Source organism: Streptomyces sp. NPDC037421 (genome assembly GCF_055602105.1).
In genome coordinates, this window is the sequence record NZ_JBVJWV010000003.1 from 392,867 (window position 1) to 409,061 (window position 16,195).

The 16,195-nt window shown below is 73.9% G+C and carries 18 protein-coding genes; 10 read left to right on the forward strand and 8 right to left on the reverse strand.

The annotated features are described in order from the left end of the window. Window positions 1-449 precede the first annotated feature (449 nt). Window positions 450-1,211: a CAP domain-containing protein gene (locus tag ACZ7IF_RS07275; protein WP_470964447.1), complete on the forward strand. Its 762-nt coding sequence runs from the start codon at window positions 450-452 to the stop codon at window positions 1,209-1,211. Window positions 1,212-1,243: 32 nt separating this feature from the next. On the opposite strand, the gene ACZ7IF_RS07280 is transcribed toward ACZ7IF_RS07275, so the two are convergent. Both ACZ7IF_RS07280 and ACZ7IF_RS07285 read right to left on the reverse strand, forming a co-directional pair. Continuing rightward, window positions 1,244-2,332 carry a DUF7847 domain-containing protein gene (locus tag ACZ7IF_RS07280; RefSeq protein ID WP_470964450.1) on the reverse strand — a complete coding sequence of 363 codons (1,089 nt, stop codon included), beginning with the start codon at window positions 2,330-2,332 and terminating at the stop codon, window positions 1,244-1,246. Between the two features lie 99 nt (window positions 2,333-2,431). Further along, window positions 2,432-2,668, reverse strand: coding sequence for a chaplin (locus ACZ7IF_RS07285; protein ID WP_470964453.1), 237 nt, complete (start codon window positions 2,666-2,668; stop codon window positions 2,432-2,434). Window positions 2,669-2,898: 230 nt separating this feature from the next. Between ACZ7IF_RS07285 and ACZ7IF_RS07290 the strand changes: the two genes are divergently transcribed. Both ACZ7IF_RS07290 and ACZ7IF_RS07295 read left to right on the forward strand, forming a co-directional pair. Continuing rightward, window positions 2,899-3,786 (forward strand): TIGR03619 family F420-dependent LLM class oxidoreductase, encoded by an 888-nt coding sequence (locus tag ACZ7IF_RS07290; RefSeq protein WP_470964456.1) that lies wholly within the window; start codon window positions 2,899-2,901, stop codon window positions 3,784-3,786. A gap of 290 nt (window positions 3,787-4,076) precedes the next feature. Next, the gene (locus ACZ7IF_RS07295; protein ID WP_470964459.1) at window positions 4,077-4,586 is read left to right on the forward strand and encodes a hypothetical protein; all 510 of its coding nucleotides are present in this window, start codon (window positions 4,077-4,079) and stop codon (window positions 4,584-4,586) included. A 25-nt stretch (window positions 4,587-4,611) separates the two neighbouring features. Here the strand turns inward: ACZ7IF_RS07295 and ACZ7IF_RS07300 are convergent, their stop codons facing one another. Then, on the reverse strand, window positions 4,612-5,061 hold the full coding sequence (locus ACZ7IF_RS07300) for an SRPBCC family protein (RefSeq protein ID WP_470964462.1): 450 nt from the start codon (window positions 5,059-5,061) through the stop codon (window positions 4,612-4,614). A 205-nt stretch (window positions 5,062-5,266) separates the two neighbouring features. Here ACZ7IF_RS07300 and ACZ7IF_RS07305 point away from each other — a divergent pair, with 205 nt between their 5' ends. Continuing rightward, window positions 5,267-6,349, forward strand: a complete 1,083-nt coding sequence (locus ACZ7IF_RS07305) for a mechanosensitive ion channel family protein (protein ID WP_470964466.1) — start codon at window positions 5,267-5,269, stop codon at window positions 6,347-6,349. A gap of 24 nt (window positions 6,350-6,373) precedes the next feature. Here ACZ7IF_RS07305 and ACZ7IF_RS07310 read toward each other — a convergent pair whose 3' ends face one another. Next, a complete protein-coding gene (locus ACZ7IF_RS07310) occupies window positions 6,374-6,931 on the reverse strand; it encodes a pyridoxamine 5'-phosphate oxidase family protein (RefSeq protein ID WP_470964469.1) in 558 nt (185 codons plus the stop codon). 689 nt (window positions 6,932-7,620) lie between these two features. Continuing rightward, window positions 7,621-7,875 carry a TetR-like C-terminal domain-containing protein gene (locus ACZ7IF_RS07315; RefSeq protein WP_470964472.1) on the reverse strand — a complete coding sequence of 85 codons (255 nt, stop codon included), beginning with the start codon at window positions 7,873-7,875 and terminating at the stop codon, window positions 7,621-7,623. On the opposite strand from ACZ7IF_RS07315, the gene ACZ7IF_RS07320 reads away from it, so the two are divergent. Next, window positions 7,853-8,080, forward strand: a complete 228-nt coding sequence (locus tag ACZ7IF_RS07320; RefSeq protein ID WP_470964475.1) for a hypothetical protein — start codon at window positions 7,853-7,855, stop codon at window positions 8,078-8,080. The genes ACZ7IF_RS07315 and ACZ7IF_RS07320 overlap by 23 nt on opposite strands. Window positions 8,081-8,152: 72 nt before the next feature. Here the strand turns inward: ACZ7IF_RS07320 and ACZ7IF_RS07325 are convergent, their stop codons facing one another. Next, the gene (locus ACZ7IF_RS07325; protein ID WP_470964478.1) at window positions 8,153-8,968 is read right to left on the reverse strand and encodes an SDR family oxidoreductase; all 816 of its coding nucleotides are present in this window, start codon (window positions 8,966-8,968) and stop codon (window positions 8,153-8,155) included. A 164-nt stretch (window positions 8,969-9,132) separates the two neighbouring features. Between ACZ7IF_RS07325 and ACZ7IF_RS07330 the strand changes: the two genes are divergently transcribed. The 4 genes from ACZ7IF_RS07330 (at window position 9,133) to ACZ7IF_RS07345 (ending at window position 12,249) form a co-directional block, all read left to right on the forward strand. After that, a complete protein-coding gene (locus tag ACZ7IF_RS07330; protein ID WP_470964480.1) occupies window positions 9,133-10,002 on the forward strand; it encodes a DMT family transporter in 870 nt (289 codons plus the stop codon). Window positions 10,003-10,114: 112 nt separating this feature from the next. Beyond that, entirely contained in the window at window positions 10,115-10,951 is an 837-nt protein-coding gene (locus tag ACZ7IF_RS07335; RefSeq protein ID WP_470964482.1) for a hypothetical protein, read from the forward strand. 124 nt (window positions 10,952-11,075) lie between these two features. Then, a complete protein-coding gene (locus tag ACZ7IF_RS07340; RefSeq protein ID WP_470964484.1) occupies window positions 11,076-11,900 on the forward strand; it encodes a DUF1206 domain-containing protein in 825 nt (274 codons plus the stop codon). Between the two features lie 112 nt (window positions 11,901-12,012). After that, window positions 12,013-12,249, forward strand: a complete 237-nt coding sequence (locus ACZ7IF_RS07345) for a hypothetical protein (RefSeq protein WP_470964486.1) — start codon at window positions 12,013-12,015, stop codon at window positions 12,247-12,249. A gap of 150 nt (window positions 12,250-12,399) precedes the next feature. Here the strand turns inward: ACZ7IF_RS07345 and ACZ7IF_RS07350 are convergent, their stop codons facing one another. Beyond that, window positions 12,400-13,233 (reverse strand): class I SAM-dependent methyltransferase, encoded by an 834-nt coding sequence (locus ACZ7IF_RS07350; RefSeq protein WP_470964489.1) that lies wholly within the window; start codon window positions 13,231-13,233, stop codon window positions 12,400-12,402. Window positions 13,234-13,344: 111 nt separating this feature from the next. Further along, window positions 13,345-14,178 (reverse strand): class I SAM-dependent methyltransferase, encoded by an 834-nt coding sequence (locus ACZ7IF_RS07355; RefSeq protein ID WP_470964492.1) that lies wholly within the window; start codon window positions 14,176-14,178, stop codon window positions 13,345-13,347. Between the two features lie 212 nt (window positions 14,179-14,390). Here ACZ7IF_RS07355 and ACZ7IF_RS07360 point away from each other — a divergent pair, with 212 nt between their 5' ends. Beyond that, a complete protein-coding gene (locus tag ACZ7IF_RS07360; protein ID WP_470964495.1) occupies window positions 14,391-16,175 on the forward strand; it encodes a virginiamycin B lyase family protein in 1,785 nt (594 codons plus the stop codon). Window positions 16,176-16,195 lie beyond the last annotated feature (20 nt).

Genomic DNA, 16,195 nt, shown 5'->3' on the forward strand with positions numbered 1-16,195 from the left:
GCAGTGTGTCGCATGTCACGAAACCGCGGAGCCCCGCACACCGTCGGCCGACGGTGTGCGGGGCTCCGCGGTTTCGTGACATGCGACACACTGCCCTCGCCGACCCAGCGGGCCCCACGGGGATCACCAACAGGTACACATTTCGTCATTTGTCCCTGTTTGGCGTTGACATGCCGCACTCCGCCAGAAACGGAATCGGAGACTCTCATTTCACCTCCCCCAACGTTCCTGATGAGAGGTGGTTCTAGCGGCGCGTCAGCTGCGCCGGGGCGGGCCCGTGCGGGGGCCATGCACGATCTTCACGCCCTTTCAAGCCGGAGCCCGGGGCTCCCGCGAGGCCGGCCGGCACCGGCTTGCCATGCCCCTGCGGGCCTTCTAAGAATGGCGACTCCTCCGGCGCCCCAGCGGTCCGGCGCCGGGAGCTTCGCGATCACCGAGTGAGGTCCCGCATGAAGAAGCACCGTAAGAAGACGCACTACAGGAAAATAGCCGTCGCCGTCGGCGCGCTGGCCGTCGTGGGTGTCCCCACCGCCGCCATGGCCTGCCTGGACACCCAGGACACCGGCCGCGCACGGCCCGCCGCGGCGCAGCTGGACGTCCCCTTCGACGCGTCCGAGGCCCCGCTCCCGGCGCAGGCCCCCGTCCTGGACGACGCGCCCGCGCCCGGTGCCGACGCGGCGGCGCCCGCACAGCCCGCCGCAGAACAGCCCGCCGAGCCGGTCGTCGAGGCCGCGCCGCCCGCGCGCCCGCAGCCGCAGCAGCCCCGGCCGGAGCCGGTGGAGCCCTCCGCCGCGCCCGCCGAGCCCGCCGCGCCGCAGGCCTCCGGAGCGCCCTCCGACGCGCAGACCAAGGTCCTCGAACTCGTCAACCAGGCGCGTGCCGCGGCCGGCTGCCCGGCACTCACCGTCAACGCGAAGCTCACGAAGGCCGCGCAGGACCACAGCGCCGACATGGCCGCGCACCGCAACATGTCCCACACCGGGTCCGACGGTTCCGACGCCGGCCAGCGCATCACCCGCGCGGGGTACCAGTGGCGGACGTACGGCGAGAACGTCGCCTATGGGTACAGCACCCCCGAGCAGGTCATGGAGGGCTGGATGAACAGCCCCGGCCACAAGCGGAACATCCTCGACTGCTCGTACAAGGAGATCGGCATCGGCCTCGCCCAGCCGGGCCAGTACTGGACGCAGGACTTCGGCGCGGCGCGCTGACCGGCTCACACGCCGCCGGCCCGGGGCGCCCGTCAGGGTGACGCGGAGTCCTGGCCCGGCGTCTGGGCGGGGTAGGCGGCGGCGATCAGGGCCGGCGCGAGGTTCTCGCCGCGCATCCGCTGGTCGACGTACAGCAGGGAGACCACCAGCTGCGGGTAGCCCAGCTGGAACAGCGCGCTGACCACGACGCCGGCCAACAGGCAGACCGCGTACGCGACGAAACCGAAGATCATCGTGGCGGGCGCCGAGCCGCCCGCGCCGGATTCCAGCATCGCGGGGAGGAGCGCGAGGACGCCGACGAAGCCGAACGGCAGCTGGATGGCGTAACCGCCGACCATCCCCACGCCGTACGCGAGCAGCGTGATCCCGAAAACGCGCCACCAGCTGCCGCTGACCAGGCGGGACGACCGCCGCAGCGCGGCCACGGGGCGGAGGTCCTCGAACACCGCCGCGGCGGGCGCGAGGCTGAACCGGGTCGCGAGCCAGATCGCCACGGGCATCCATGCCAGGACCCCCGCGACCAGCAGGAACGCGCCGGCCGGCGAGCCCGAGCGGATAACCAGCGGGAAGCAGATCGCGTAGATCAGGACGGCCGGCCCGCCCGTTGTCAGTCCGATCAGCGAAACGGTGCCGAGCACCGAAGGCAGCCGGGACCAGCTGCGGCGCCACATGTCACGGAAGGTCGCGGAGCGGCCGAGCACGGCCTCCTGCACCACCGCGGGGCACAGGGCGCCGATCGCCGCGGTGCCCAGCAGCATCACCAGCAGCAGGATCACGCCCCCGGGCAGCAGGGCCAGGATCACGTTCGCCACGTCCGCGCTGTCGGCGGGTGACTCCGGGTCGAGGTCGAAGACCTCGGAGAAACTGCTGCTCGCCGCCGTGACGCCGATGACGATCGCCGCTGTCACCAGCAGGAATCCGGCGCCCTGTACCGCGAGCATGACGCCGACCAGCGGCTTCCAGTACTGGCGGAAGGCCTTGAAGGCGCCGCCGATCATCTCGCCCGTGCCGAGCGGCCGCAGGGGTATGACCCCCGGCTGCGGAGGCGGCTGGATCCAGCCGCCTGCCCACTGAGGTGCGGGCTGCTGCGGGTACTGTCCCCATCCCGCGTTGTGAGACATCACTCTTCCCCCTCTTGACCTGGAGGAACACGGTATCCCCTCGCACCCCGGAACGGAGTGCGAGGGGCCCGTCCGTACGCGGCCGGGGCCGCGCCGCGGTCAGGTGTTGATGCAGGTGTTGCCGACCGCCGGGTTGACCAGCCCGATGATGTTGATGGTGTTGCCGCACACGTTGATCGGAATGTGGACCGGCACCTGGACGACGTTGCCGGACAGCACGCCCGGGGAGCCGATGGCGAAACCCTCGGCGTTGGCGTCGGCGACGGCGGAACCGCCGGCGCCGAGGATGCCGGCCGCGGCCAGGACGGTGGCGGCGATCGCAGTTCGAATACGCATGTCACTCCAAAGTCGATGACGGAACGTCGAAGCAGGATCACACCGCCTCCGGGGGCTTCCGGCCCGGCATTCACCTGACCAACGGCGTGTTCCGGCGCCCAGGGTGACCGGGGCCGCCCGATCGGGTGCCGTGGCGGCGGGGGACGGCCACCGGCGGCCCAGGCCGTTGTGGCACGTGTCACGTGTGGCGCCCTTGGATTCCGCGGCCGCACCGCGCCCACGATGGGGCCATGGAGATAGGGATCGCACTGCCCCAGTACGGCACTCACGCGCAGGCCGCCCGCATCGCCGGCTTCGCGCGCGACGCGGAGCACGCCGGGTTCGACTCGCTCTGGGTGGGGGACCGCTCGCTGACCCCGGTCGAGCCCAGCGACATCTACCCGGGCCACACGCCCGAGAACCCGTACCCGGCCGAGTACCGGACCTTCCTCGACCCGCTCACCGTCCTGACCGTCGCCGCCACCGCGACACACCGCGCCCGCCTCGGTACGAGCACCCTCAACGCGCCTTGGTACCCGCCCCTGTTGCTCGCGCGCAGCCTCACCTCGCTGGACCAGGTGAGCGGCGGCAGGCTGGACGCCGGCTTCGGGATCGGCTGGCTGCGCGACGAATACACCGCCGTCAACGCCGACTTCGGCCGGCGCGGCGAACGCCTCGACGAGATCCTCGACATCCTCCGGGGCATCTGGACCCGGGAGGAGTTCGAGCACGACGGCCCGCACTGGCGCATCCCGCGCGCCCACGTCGGCCTGCGCCCGGCCCAGCGGCCGCACCCGCCCCTCTACTTGGGCGGCTTCTCACCTGCGGCGATGCGCCGGGTGGGCCGCCGCGCGGACGGCTGGGTCGGCGCCGTCCTGCCGCCCGCGGCCCTCGCCGGACTCTGGGCCGTCGCCCGGCAGGCCGCCGAGGAGGCCGGCCGCGACCCCGACGCCCTGCGCCGCAACATCCGCTTCAACGCCAAGCCGGGTACGCCGTACGAGGAGATCGCGGCGGTCCTCGCCGGCATCCGGGACACGGGAGCCGACAGCTGCTTCGTGGACCTCCAGCAGTGCGTGCGCGAACCGGACGAGGCGCTGGAGCTCGGCATCAAGGTCCTGGACCTCGTACGCGCCGGCTAGGGGGCGTCCGGGCACGCGGCCGGCGGTCCGTACCGCCCGGCCGCGTGCCGTATAGTTGATCTCGAGCTCGCCGCCGTAAGACACGGTGGCGGGACCGGCGTTGGTGGTCCAAGGAAAGACACCCCACTTCCCGTGGGGGAATGCAGGTGCAAGGCCTGCCCAGCGCTCGACCGAAGGCCCCGGCCTCCTCACGGAGACCGGGGCCTTCTTGCGGATGGCGGACCGAGGAGGGTGTGCCGGTGTGCCGGGTGGATCACGGGGCGGCGGCAGCGAGCGCTGTCGGGAAGCTGATGGCGGCGCATCCGCGGCTGGCCGGGGACTCCTCCCCGCACCCCGCGCTGGCGGGATGTGAGGACGTGGCCTGGTCGGCGATCCCGGGCTGCCCCGAACACGTCCCGGCTGTGCTGCGCGGCCTGCTGGACCCCGACGCGGCCGAAGCCGCCGACCGGGCGCTCGGCCTGCTGGTGCTCGCGGGGCCCATGCACATCAGCGCCGCGACGCCGGCGGTACTGCCGTTCCTGTTGCGCCTGGCGGCCGACCCCGCCGTGCCCGTCCGGGGCAGGATCTTCGACCTGGTGCTGATGGCCGCGGCCTTCTCCGAGCCGGCCGACCCGGCGAGCGAGTGGAGCCTGGCGGTCAACGGCCGCGAAGAGGACCACCCCGAACGGGCCCTGTGCCGGGCGGTGTTCGCCGCCGAGCGAGCGTGGGTGCTGCGGCTGCTGGACGACGACGGCCTGCCGGCGGGGGATCCATTGCGCGACGACGAACGCGAGATCCTGCTCGGCGCCGCCGGGCACTGAGCCGGGGCCATCCCCCCGGTCACGGTCAGACCTCGCCCCGCCAGGCGCCCGTCTCGAATCCGCGCGCCTCGATGAACAGCTTGAACCGCTTCAGGTCGCCGGCCACCTGGCGCTTGACGAAGCCGAGCTTGTCGGCGGCGGTCTCGGCCAGTCCGTCGGGCACCCAGTTCATGTGCAGTACGACCTTGGTGGTGCTCGCGTCGATCGGCTGGAAGGTGACCAGCCCGGCCTGGCGGGCCTCCCCGTCCACGGTCATCCACGCGACACGCCGGTCCGGGAGCTGCTCGGTGATCCGCGCGTCGAACTCGCGCTGCACACCGTTGACGTTCGTCACCCAGTGGGTGAGGGTGTCCGTCCGCTGCTCGACGCGTTCGACGCCCTCCATGAAGGCCGGGAAGTCCTCGAACTGCGTCCACTGGTTGTAGGCCGTACGCACGGGGACGTTGACCTCGACGTACTCCTCGACGTGCGACATGTGCACCCCTTCCGTGTCCCGGCAGCCCCGCACCCCTCGGTGCCGGTCGCTCCGTCAGGACGTTCACGGCCCGGGTACCCGCCTTCGCGGTACCCATGCACCGTCTCCGGGCCGGCAGCGGGAGGGTGTCGGCGCTCCTCGTCGGGGCAGGCGCGTGGGGGTCCGGGGCGTCTCCGTCCGCCCGTCCGCACCACCGAGGAGCCGAATGAACGCCGCCGTCCGCCCGCTGACCCTCCTGGGAGCCGCGATACTGCTGACCGGCGCGGCCGGCTGGGCCGTCGACCTGCTGCTGCGCCGGGCCGACGCGCGCCACCCCGAGACACCGCTGTGGAACTCGCTGCGCCGCTGCCGGCCGGCCCTCCAGATCGTCCTGCTGGCCGCGCTGCTCAGAGGGGCCCACCGGCAGACCGCGTGGCGGCCGCTCCAGGAGAACGAGGCCGCCGTCGGCCGGACCCTCTCGCTCGCCCTGATCGGGGCGGGTGCCTGGCTCGTGGTGGGAGTGGCCTCCGCCGTCGTCGAATCCGGGTACGCCCGCTACGCGACCGGCGCCCGCGACCCGGCCCGGGTCCGCCGCGTCCGCACCCAGGTGTCCCTGATCACGAGGGTCGTGACCGCCGTCGTCGCCGTCGTCGCGGCCGCGGCGATGCTCCTGACCTTCCCGAGCTTCCGCGCACTGGGCACCTCCGTGCTCGCCTCCGCCGGGATCATCGGGATCGTCGCGGGCGTCGCCGCGCAGTCGACGCTGGGGAACCTCTTCGCGGGGTTCCAGATCGCCTTCGGCGACATGGTGCGCATCGGGGACACCGTCGTGGTCGCGGGCGAATGGGGCGTGGTGGAGGACATCACGCTGACGTTCCTCGCCGTCCGGACCTGGGACGAGCGCCGGATCACCATGCCCGTCTCGTACTTCACCACCCGCCCCTTCGAGAACTGGTCCCGGGGCGGCGTCCAGATGACCGGCACCGTCCTCCTCCACTGCGACCACGGCGCCCCCGTGGACCTCATACGCGGCAAGGTGCACGAGATCCTGGGCGGGTGTCCGCAGTGGGACGGGCGAGGCTGGGACGTCGCCGTCACCGAGACGACGCCCTCGGCCATGGTCGTGCGCGCGATCGTCACGGCCAAGGACGCCGACGACCTGTGGACGGTCCGCTGCGCGGTACGGGAGCAGCTGATCGCCTGGCTCTCGGAGAAGCACCCGGAGGCCCTGCCCCGCGTCCTCCTCGCGCCGCCGCCGGGCGGCCCGGGCTTCCGCGGGACGGGACCCACCCCGTCAGCAGGGGCCTGAGCCCGCCTCCAGGGCCCGGTCCGCTCAGAACGTCCACCGCGTATGGGTGTAGACCCCGTCGTCCCGGCCGAAGCCGTAGGCGGTGTCCGGGGCCACCGCGAAGAGCACGGCGTCACCCTTGCGGAGCGCGTCGCCGATCCCGTGGAAGGTGCCCTCGGGCGAGGTGATGTGCGCCCCGTACTTCGACTCGTACGCCGCGATCACCTCCTCCAGCGCCGCCGGATCGGCGACCCGCACGGCCGTGCCCTCCACCACGAGGTCGAGTCCGGCAGTGAGCGAGTTCCCGCCGGTGGTCAGCGCGCAGTGACCGTCATGGGCGAGGTTCTTCGCCTTCTGTTCCCCCGGCCCGGTCGAGAAGTACAGCACCCCATCGTGCCAGGCGGCGATCACGGGGGTGACGTGCAGTCGCCCGTCGGGCCGTACCGTCGAGACCCAGAAGATCTCGGCGGCCGCCAGCTGCCGCAGGGCCTCGGTCCACTCGGTGGCGGTCGCGTCCGCGGCACCCGGGCGCGGGTTGAGGGCGGAGCTGTAGCGGGCGTCGAGTTCGGTCGTGGGCTGCTTCGCGGATCCCTGTGTCGGCATGGCGGAGCTCCTTTCCCTCCCCATGATGACGGCCGGTGGCGCGCACGGCCGGGTGCCACGCGCGCCGGCCCGCCCGGACTCGGACCGGGCAGGTGAGGGAGCCGAGCGGCGGGCAGGGGACGAGCGGGGTGCCGGCGCCGGGGGTCCGGGTCGTCGGCGTGCCGGGCGTCGCGCCTGGCGCGGGAGCAGTCCCAGGAGTCGCCGACGAGGCTGAGGGCGGTGTTGCCGGAGCTTCGCTGGAACTCCGCCTTCACGGCGGCCTGTTGGAGTGCGGTCTGGGTCGCGGCGAGTTCGGCGCGGGTGATCGGCACGCCGAGGGTGTTCGGTTCCCGGGTGGGCAAGGGGGCCTGGGGGAGCAGCCGATGGCGCCCCGGAGCCCCGCGGCGACGTCGACGCGCTGCGGGACGCCGAGGAACCCGCTCCCGAACGAGGAGAGGACGTCCGGCCCCGGCACCACCGCGGCGGCACTCTCGGTCAGGTGCGCCACCAGCAGCTTGGGGAGACGGGCGGCCAGTGAGTTGACGGTGTCGGCCATGGATCTCCCCGGACGCCGGTGGTGAGGGGACGCGAGGGGTGCCGCTGTGCGGCTACGGCATCGCCGACGACCCCCGCCGGCGGCGACCGGTCTCTGAGGCCCGCCCATTTCGCGTCCCCCGGCAGGGTGTTGACGTACCATCACCGGGCCCGGCTCACGGCGCCGTCAGTACGCGGGCGCGTGCCGCGGCCAGTGCGACGTCCACCGCCCGGTCCGCGGTCGTCTCGTCGACCGGTTCGCCGGTGAACACGAGGCGGAAGTAGACCGGCGCGACCAGGGCCTTGAGGAGTTCGGCGGGGTCGGTCCCGGCGGGCAGTTCGCCGCGTCGGACGGCTTTGGCGACGACGGGCTCCGCCCGCCGGAAGCGGTCCTCGAAGAGCGCGCGCTTGATCTCGGCGAGCTGGGGCATCCGGACGGCGTCCGAGAGGGCGGTCGTCAGCAGCGCCGCGACCGTCCCCGGCCTGCCCGGAGGCAGCTACGTCGTCCCCGACGGGCCCTTCCAGCTCCGCGGCGAACCCGTCCTCCGCGGCCGGGAACGCGCCCTCCAGGACCCCGCCACCGCCCGCCGGCTGTGGGCCCTCTCGGAACAGCTGACCGGCGTCACCTGTCTGTAGGGCTGGATGACCGGCGCCCGGATCCCCCGCATGGGCGAGGACGGCAGCGCGGCGAAGGCGGCCCGCCGGGGTTCAGCGGAAGGCGGGGGCGGTGCGGGCGGCCCACTGCGCGAAGGTGCGCGGCGCCCGGCCCAGGACCCGCTCGACATCCGGGCTCGTTTCGAGTTCGGCGGGCAGCGGCCGGCCGAGGATGGCGAGGGTGCCCTCCACCACCGGCTCGGGCATGAAGGCCAGCATCTGCGCGCGGGCCTCGGCGCGGGTCTGCTCGATGAACCGCACGGGCGCGCCGAGGGCGTCGCCGATCGCCGCGGCCCGCTCGCGCGGGGTGACCGGGGCGGGGCCGGTGAGGTCGTACGTACGGCCCGCGTGGCCGCCGCGGCGCAGTACCACCGCCGCGACCTCGGCGACGTCCGCCGGGTCGACCATGGGCAGTCCGACGTCGCCGAACGGCGCGGAGGCCGTCCGCTCCGCCCGGACCGTCCCGGCCCAGGCGAAGGCGTTCGAGTTCAGCCCGCCCGACCGCAGGACCGTCCATTCGAGGCCGGAGCCCCGTACGGCCTCCTCGAAGGCCGCGGGATGGCGGTAGACCTCCGGACGTGTCCCGGCGCCCTGCGAGGAGAGGAGCACGACGCGCCGTACGCCGGCGGCCGCGGCGAGGTCGAGGATGCCCTGCGGATCCTCCCCGGCGACGAGCAGGAACAGCGCCTCGGCCCCGGCGAGGGCGGGGCCCAGGGCCTGCGGGTCACCCAGGTCGGCGCGTACGTGCCGCACGCCGCCGGGCAGCTGCCCCGGCCGCCGGGAGACGGCGGTGACCCGCTCGCCGGACTCGACGAGGATCCGCACGAGCTCCTGGCCGACGTTCCCCGTGGCACCCGTTACGACGATCATGAGAGCTCCTGAGAGAGTTAGTTGGCTGACTGAGAAAAAGTTAACCCACTCCGCGGTGCCGTGTCCATAGTCAGTCGGACAACTGACTGTCATGACCGGCGGCCGCGGACCCGTACGGGCGAACGGGCGGCGCGGGGTGGCTCCCGCGCGGTGAGGATCGGGGCATGGGCTTCCTCCTGCCGGTCCTCTTCGCGCTGTCCGCGGCGTTCAGCAACGCGCTCGCGACGGTCCTCCAGCGGCGGGCCTCGCTCACCGTGCCGCAGAGCGACGGCTTCCGGTTCGGGCTCGTCCTCGACCTCCTGCGGCGGCCGCTGTGGATCGGCGGGATCCTGGCCGTGATCGCGGCCGGCGTCGGCCAGGCCCTCGCGCTGGCCACGGGCGCGCTGGCCCTCGTGCAGCCCCTGTTCGTCCTGGAACTGCCGCTCTGCCTGCTGATCGCCTCGCTCCTGGCCCGCAGCCCCCTGCCGGGCGCGCTCTGGCTCGCCGTGGCGGGGGTCGTGGCCGGACTCGGGATCGTGCTGGTGGCCGCCGCGCCCGCCGGGAACCGTACCCACGTCCCGTTCGACCGCTGGGTCCTGGCCCTGGCGGCCTGCGCGGCGGCGGTGGCCGTACTGGCCGCGACCGGGCTGCGGCGGCCGCCCGGCCGGATGCGGGCCGGATGCCTCGGCGCGGCCACCGCCGTCTGCTACGCGCTCACGGCCGCTCTGATGAAGTCCGCCGTGCACGTACTCCAGGGCGGCGGCATCGGCGCGTTCCTGACGGCCTGGGAGACCTACGCCTTCGGCGCGAGCGGCATCTGCGCCCTGCTGCTCCTCGAACACGCCATGCAGGGCGGGCCGCTGGTCGCCTCCCAGCCCGCGCTGACCCTCGGCGACGCCGGCGTCAGCATCGCGCTGGGCGTCCTGCTGTACGAGGAACACCTGCGGGCCCACTGGTGGCTGCTCCCGCAGCTCCTGGGCCTGGCCCTGATCTGCGCCGGGGTGCTGGCCCTGGCCGGGACCGAGGACCCGGCGGAACCGTCCGCGCCCCGATGAGCCGCCGTCCGACCCGGATCGGCCAACAGTTCAAGATCCGCTAGGGTGTTCGATGTTCGCGGCGGGGTGCGCCCGCCGCGGGAAGCACGCGCGGGGACCCGGGGGACGAGAAGTGAGCACGACCAGGCCGCAGGTGGACGACAACGAGGCCATAGGGCCCTTCGCCGTGGTGAACGAGTTCTTCCGCACCTGCATGGGAGAGCACGCCCCCGGACTGGACGAACGACCGGACGACCGGCTCATCGGCAACCTGCAGGTCATCCGCACACTCCTCGGCATGGGCGCCGCCGTGTGGATCGTCCTGGCCTATCCGCTGAGTTCGGGCCGGCAGGACTTCGTCCTCGGCAAGCTCGCCGAACTCGGCCTCGCCTGTGCCGTCCTGCTGGCGGGAAGCATCGTCGGCATCACTGCCTTCCTCATCGCAGGCACCCCCGACCGGCGCCGCACCTTCGTCCGGCGCCTGATCGGGCCGCTCGCGTACATGCTGGCGCTCGCCCTGGGCCCCGCGCTGATCTGGCTGTCCCTCACCACCGTCAAGGGCGACCTCCTCAGCGAGAGCGACGTGGTGGACTTCTTCTCCGGGATCTTCGGCCGCGGCATCCTCTGCTCCCTGGTCAGCTTCATCGTCGCGGCCGTCGGCTGGCTGGTCGCCCTCGTCCTGCTGATCGCCTCGATCCCGTACACGATCCTCGCCGCCTACGTCTGCGTGGCCTCCTGCTTCCGTGCCTCGGACGTCCACCAGCTGCTCCCGGCACTGCTCTCGCCGCTGCTGGTGTGGTCGCTGTTCGCCTTCCAGGTCTTCAACGGCCCCGACGTCGCCGCGCCCCCGGAGGTGCTCTACACCTTCCTCCTCGGCGGCCCCCTCTCGGTGACCGCGCTCTCCGTCTGGGAGGTGTGGCGCCTGCGCAGCCGGTACGGGATCACCCTGCGCGGCGCGCTGGGCCGCTGACCCCACCGGCCGTCGAGCCGCCCTCCACGCAGCGTCACCCCTGCGGCAGCCCGGGACAACCGCGCGATACGGGGCAGACGCCCGGCAGGGAGCGCACCGGCGCTCCGGGACCGGAGAGGTGGCCATGCAGTCGACTTCTGGTGGGACCCGGGCCCAGGACGGCGCGCCGCGCACCGGGATCGTGGTGGCGGCCCGGGCGGGACTGGCCACGCGGGGGGTGCTGTACGTCCTCGTCGGCGCGATCGCCCTGCGCATCGCCTTCGGCGACGACCCCGGACGGCAGGCGGACCGGCAGGGCGCACTCGCCGGGCTGGCGGGCGTCCCCCTGGGCAGGGTGCTGATCTGGGCCGTCGGGATCGGCCTGGTCGCGATGACCCTGTGGCGGCTGTCCGAGGCGGCCTTCGGTGGCGCCGGGCCCGACGGGCGCAAGACCGGCAAACGGCTGGCGGCGGCCTGCCGGGCGGTGTTCTACGCCGTGGTCGCCGCGTCCGTCATCGCCTTCGCGGCCGGGCAGGGCGGCGGCAGGTCCAGCGACGAGCAGTCGCGCGACGCCACCGCGAGCGTCCTGGAGTGGCCCGGCGGCCGCTGGCTGGTGGCCCTGGCGGGACTCGGCGTGGCGGTGGGCGGAGCCGTGATCGCGGTGTCGGCGGTACGGCGGAAGTTCCGCGACGACCTGGCGCTGCCCTCCTGGCCGGGGTGGCTGAGCGGTGCCGTCGACGTGCTCGGCGTGGCGGGCGGCCTCGCCCGGGGCGCCCTGTTCGCGGCGGCGGGCGGCTGCGCGCTCTACGCGGCGCTGGCGTACGACCCGGCCCAGGCCAAGGGCGTCGACGACACCCTGCGCGCCTTCGCCGACACCCCGGCGGGACCGTGGCTTCTGGTGGCGGTGGCGGCGGGCCTGGTCCTGTTCGGCCTGTTCTCGTGGGCGATGGCCGCCTGGCGACGGGTCTGACACCGCCGCGGGCGCCCCGCCCCACGGCGCGCGGTCGCCCGTACGCCGCCGATCGGCTTCCCGGGCCGTGTCGCCGCGTCCGTCACCGGTCACGGCGTGCAACCGTCTCCCCATGACCGAAGGCCTGACACCTCACCTCTCCCCGGCGCGCATCACCGTCCTGGGCGTCCAACCCGGTAACCCGCCCTTCCGGATCATCGAGCTCGACGGGGAGTTCGTCGGCCGGGCGGAGTCGATGACGGACGTGCTGCTGGTCGCCGCGGAGGCGGGGATCACCATCCACGACCTCGACGACCTCGACGAGGTCCGGTGGGTCGGGGGCGGCAAGTTCACCTGGACCCCGCACTGACGGGCCCGCCGGCCGCCGTGCACCGCACGGCAGTGCCCCCGGCCCGTGGCCGGAGGGGCGGCGGTCAGGTGGCTCCGGTGCCGGCCCGTTCCCCCGGCCGGCGGGGAACGGGCCGGAACATCGCCGTGCGGCCCGGCCCGGGAGGGGCGGTCAGGCGCGCGGCACCGGGCGGCGGCCCCACGCCGTGAGCATGCCGGGGCCGAGTTCGGCCAGGCCGGGGGAGTCCAGATAGGCGAGGGCCTCGTCGAAGACGACCGGTTCGAGCCGGCCCGGCGCGAGCAGGTCCGTCCGCATCCGCTGCCAGGTCTCGCGCCAGAAGGCGGCGAGCGCAGTGCCCGGCGTCAGGGGCGGGCAGACCAGCTCCGCGGCGACCTCGGCCAGACCGGCCGCGCGCAGCGCGTGCGGGTAGTCGAGCACCGCCGCGATGTCCGTGCCGATGGTCTCCGAGAGAGTGCGCCACATGGCGTCCAGGGTGCGCCGGTACGCCGAGCGCGCGTCGGCGGGGTCGGGTACGTCCGCCGCGTCGCTGAGGACGAGGTACCCGCCGGGCCGCAGGCGCTTCGCGAGGCGGTCGACGAGGGCACGGCGTTCGGGGAGGTGCATCAGGACGAACCGGGCGTGGACCAGGTCGAAGGAGCCGAGCTCCGCCTCGTCGTCCAGCCGGGTCAGGTCGTCGGTGAGCACCCGGAGCCGGGGTCCCGCGAGCGGCGTCAGCCGGCTGGTGTCGCGGTCCAGGGCGACGACCTCGTCCACGCCGGCTTCCTCGGCGAGCCAGCGGGCGACCGTGCCCGTACCCGCACCCACCTCCAGGCAGCGCCAGCCGGGACCGACACCGAGCGCGCGCAGCCGCTGCCGGGTGAGCGGGTCGTAGACGAGGGCGGCGTGGTCGATGCGCTCGCCCTCACCGGGCGCCTCGGGCCGGAACAGCGCCTCGCCGTACCGTCCCGCGTGCACCGGGCGCTCCTCGGGGGATACAGCTGCCACCACGACTCCTTCCGCCGGACGGCCCCGTACCGCCCGGCGGACAGGATCGCCCGCCGGGCGCCGGGACACCGGCATTGGGCCGGTCGGCGGCGCGCCCCGCCGTCACCCCGCTCAGGCGGTGCTCCGCTCCGCGGTGAGCAGCAGGTACTCCCACTCCATGACCCCGTCCCGCATGGCCCCGGCCGCCAGACCGGCGAGGGCACCGTCCAGGGCGGCGGTCCGCTCGGGATCGTCGGCGATGTTCCGGTAGACCGCGATCGTCGGCCCGTAGGCGGCCTTGAAGAACTCCCGGAAGTCCTCCGGCTCCCGGAAGGTGTCCACGCGGATCGCCCGCCGGCGCGCCTCGACACCGGTGACGCGGTCGCCGAGCAGCGTCCGTACGTGCTCCTCCCGCCCCCACAGCGGCGGCGGCTGCGCTCCCGGCGGGGGCGGCGGCGCGTACGGCTTCATGGTGGCGAACATCTGCCCGATGAACCCCTCCGGGGTCCAGCTGAGCAGCCCGATCGTGCCGCCGCCCCGGCAGACCCGCACCAGCTCGTCGGCGGCGGCCTGGTGGTGCGGGGCGAACATGACCCCGACGCAGGACATCACCGTGTCGAAGGCCCCGTCCTCGAACGGCAGGGCCTCCGCGTCCGCCTCCTGCCAGCTCAGCACGGCACCGCGCGCCTCGGCCTCCTTGCGCCCCACGGCCAGCAGCTCGGGCGTGAGGTCGGAGGCCACCACGTCGCCGCCGGCGAGCGCGGCCGGGATCGAGGCGTTGCCCGACCCCGCGGCGACGTCCAGCACCCGGTCCCCGTCCTTCACCCCGCAGGCCTCCACCAGTGCGGGCCCGAGCGCCGCCACGACCTGCGTGGCGACCGCGGGGTAATCGCCGAGCGCCCACATCGTCCGGTGCTTCGCCTTGAGCGCACGGTCGGCCTCGCGCGCGTCCGCCGTTTCGGTCATGCCACCCGCCTCCCTCTTCCGTACGGTGCCGATGGCCCTCCCCCTTCGAGCATAGGAACCCGGCGGGCGCGCGGCCCGGCGGGACCGCCGTGACTCCGTTCGGGTGGAATCCGGGTGAAGGCCCGGCGCGGCGCGGGCGCCGCCGCATCCGCAGAAACGATCTGGCCTTGGTACGACGGGCGCGTTCCCGTTCGACCGAAAGGTGCCCGCCCATGCCCTCCACCCGCAACGTGCCGGAACCGGCGGCCCCCAGGCCGCCCCGGCCCCGCCGCCGCGGCCGCCTCGCGGCGCTGCTCTCCGGCGCCCTGCTCGCCGCCGTCCTGCCGCTGGCCACCGGTGCGCCCCAGGTCCAGGCGGCCGTGAACCTCGCCGAATACCCCGTCACCAACCCGAGCACCCCGGTCGGCATCACCACCGGCCCGGACGGCAACCTCTGGTTCACCGAGGCGGTCGCCGACAAGATCGGCCGGATGAGCCCGACGGGCACCCTCATCGCCGAGTACTCCGTGCCTCCGTTCAGCACCCTGCACGACATCACCACCGGACCCGACGGGAACGTCTGGTTCACCATGCAGACCTTCGACTCCAGGGTCGGGAAGATCGACATGGACGGCACGGTCACCGTGTACCCCCTGCCCGAACAGTTCGTCGAGCCCACCGGCATCACCGCGGGCCCGGACGGCGCCCTGTGGTTCACCGAGCAGAACGCCCACCGGATCGCCCGGATCACCACGACCGGCGCCCTCACCGAGTTCCCCCTGCCCGCCGGCTCCGGCCAGCCCTCCTACATCACCACCGGGCCGGACGGGAACCTCTGGTTCACCGAGATCGGCGACAACCTGATCGGCCGCATGACCCCGTCCGGCGTCGTCACCGAGTTCCCGGTCCCCGACGGCGGGGGCCCGACCGACATCACCACCGGCCCCGACGGGAACCTCTGGTTCACCGTGTTCGGCGGCAACCGGATCGGCCGGATCACCCCGGCCGGCGTGATCACCCAGTACGACGTCCCGTCGGACGGAGCCTCGCCGCAGCCCCAGGACATCGTGGCCGGCCCGGACGACAGCCTGTGGTTCACCGAACGCAACAGCGGACGGATCGGGCGGATCAGCACCGCGGGCGTCATCGCCGAGTTCCCCCTGCCCTCCTCGGAGCGCGGCCCCTGGGGCATCACCAAGGGCCCGGACGACAACATCTGGTTCGCCGAGACCGCCGGCTTCATCGGGCGCATCGCCCTGACCGAAGCCGATCTCGCCGTCACGAAGTCCGACACGGGCTCCGACCCCGTCGTGGAGGGCCAGAACGTGACGTACACGCTCACCGCGGCCAACAACGGCCCGCAGACCGCCGAGGGGGTCGTCCTCAAGGACACCCTGCCCGCCGGACTCCAGTTCGTCTCCGCCTCCGCCGGGTGCACCGCGGCCGGTTCCACGCCGGACGTCGTGACCTGTGACATCGGCACGCTCACCGCCGGAGCGAGCGCCGCGCGGACCATCACGGCGCTGGCCACGGCCGAGGACGTCCTCACCGACACGGCGGGCGTGGCCGGCGCGGTCTCCGACCCCTCACCCGCCAACGACGTCGCGCAGGAGACCACCACCGTCGACGCGACCACCTGCTTCGGCGAGCAGCCGACCATCACCGGCACCCCCGGCGACGACCAGATCACCGGAACGCCCGCCCGCGACGTCATCCTCGCCCGTGGCGGCAACGACACCGTCAACGGCGGCGCGGGCGACGACCTCGTCTGCGCCGGCCCCGGGGCGGACTCGGTCACCGGGGGCCCCGGCGCCGACCGGATCGCCGGCGGCGCGGGCAACGACACCCTGCGCGGCTCCCCGGGCGACGACACCGTGACCGGTGGAGACGGTGACGACTCCCTCTTCGGCGAGGCCGGCAACGACAACCTCGACGGCGGCCCGGGCACGAACGGCAACAACGGCGGACCCGGCACCGACGTCTGCGCCAACCCCTCCACGGGCCCCGGCTGCCCGTGACCCCGACGGGTGCCGGCGCT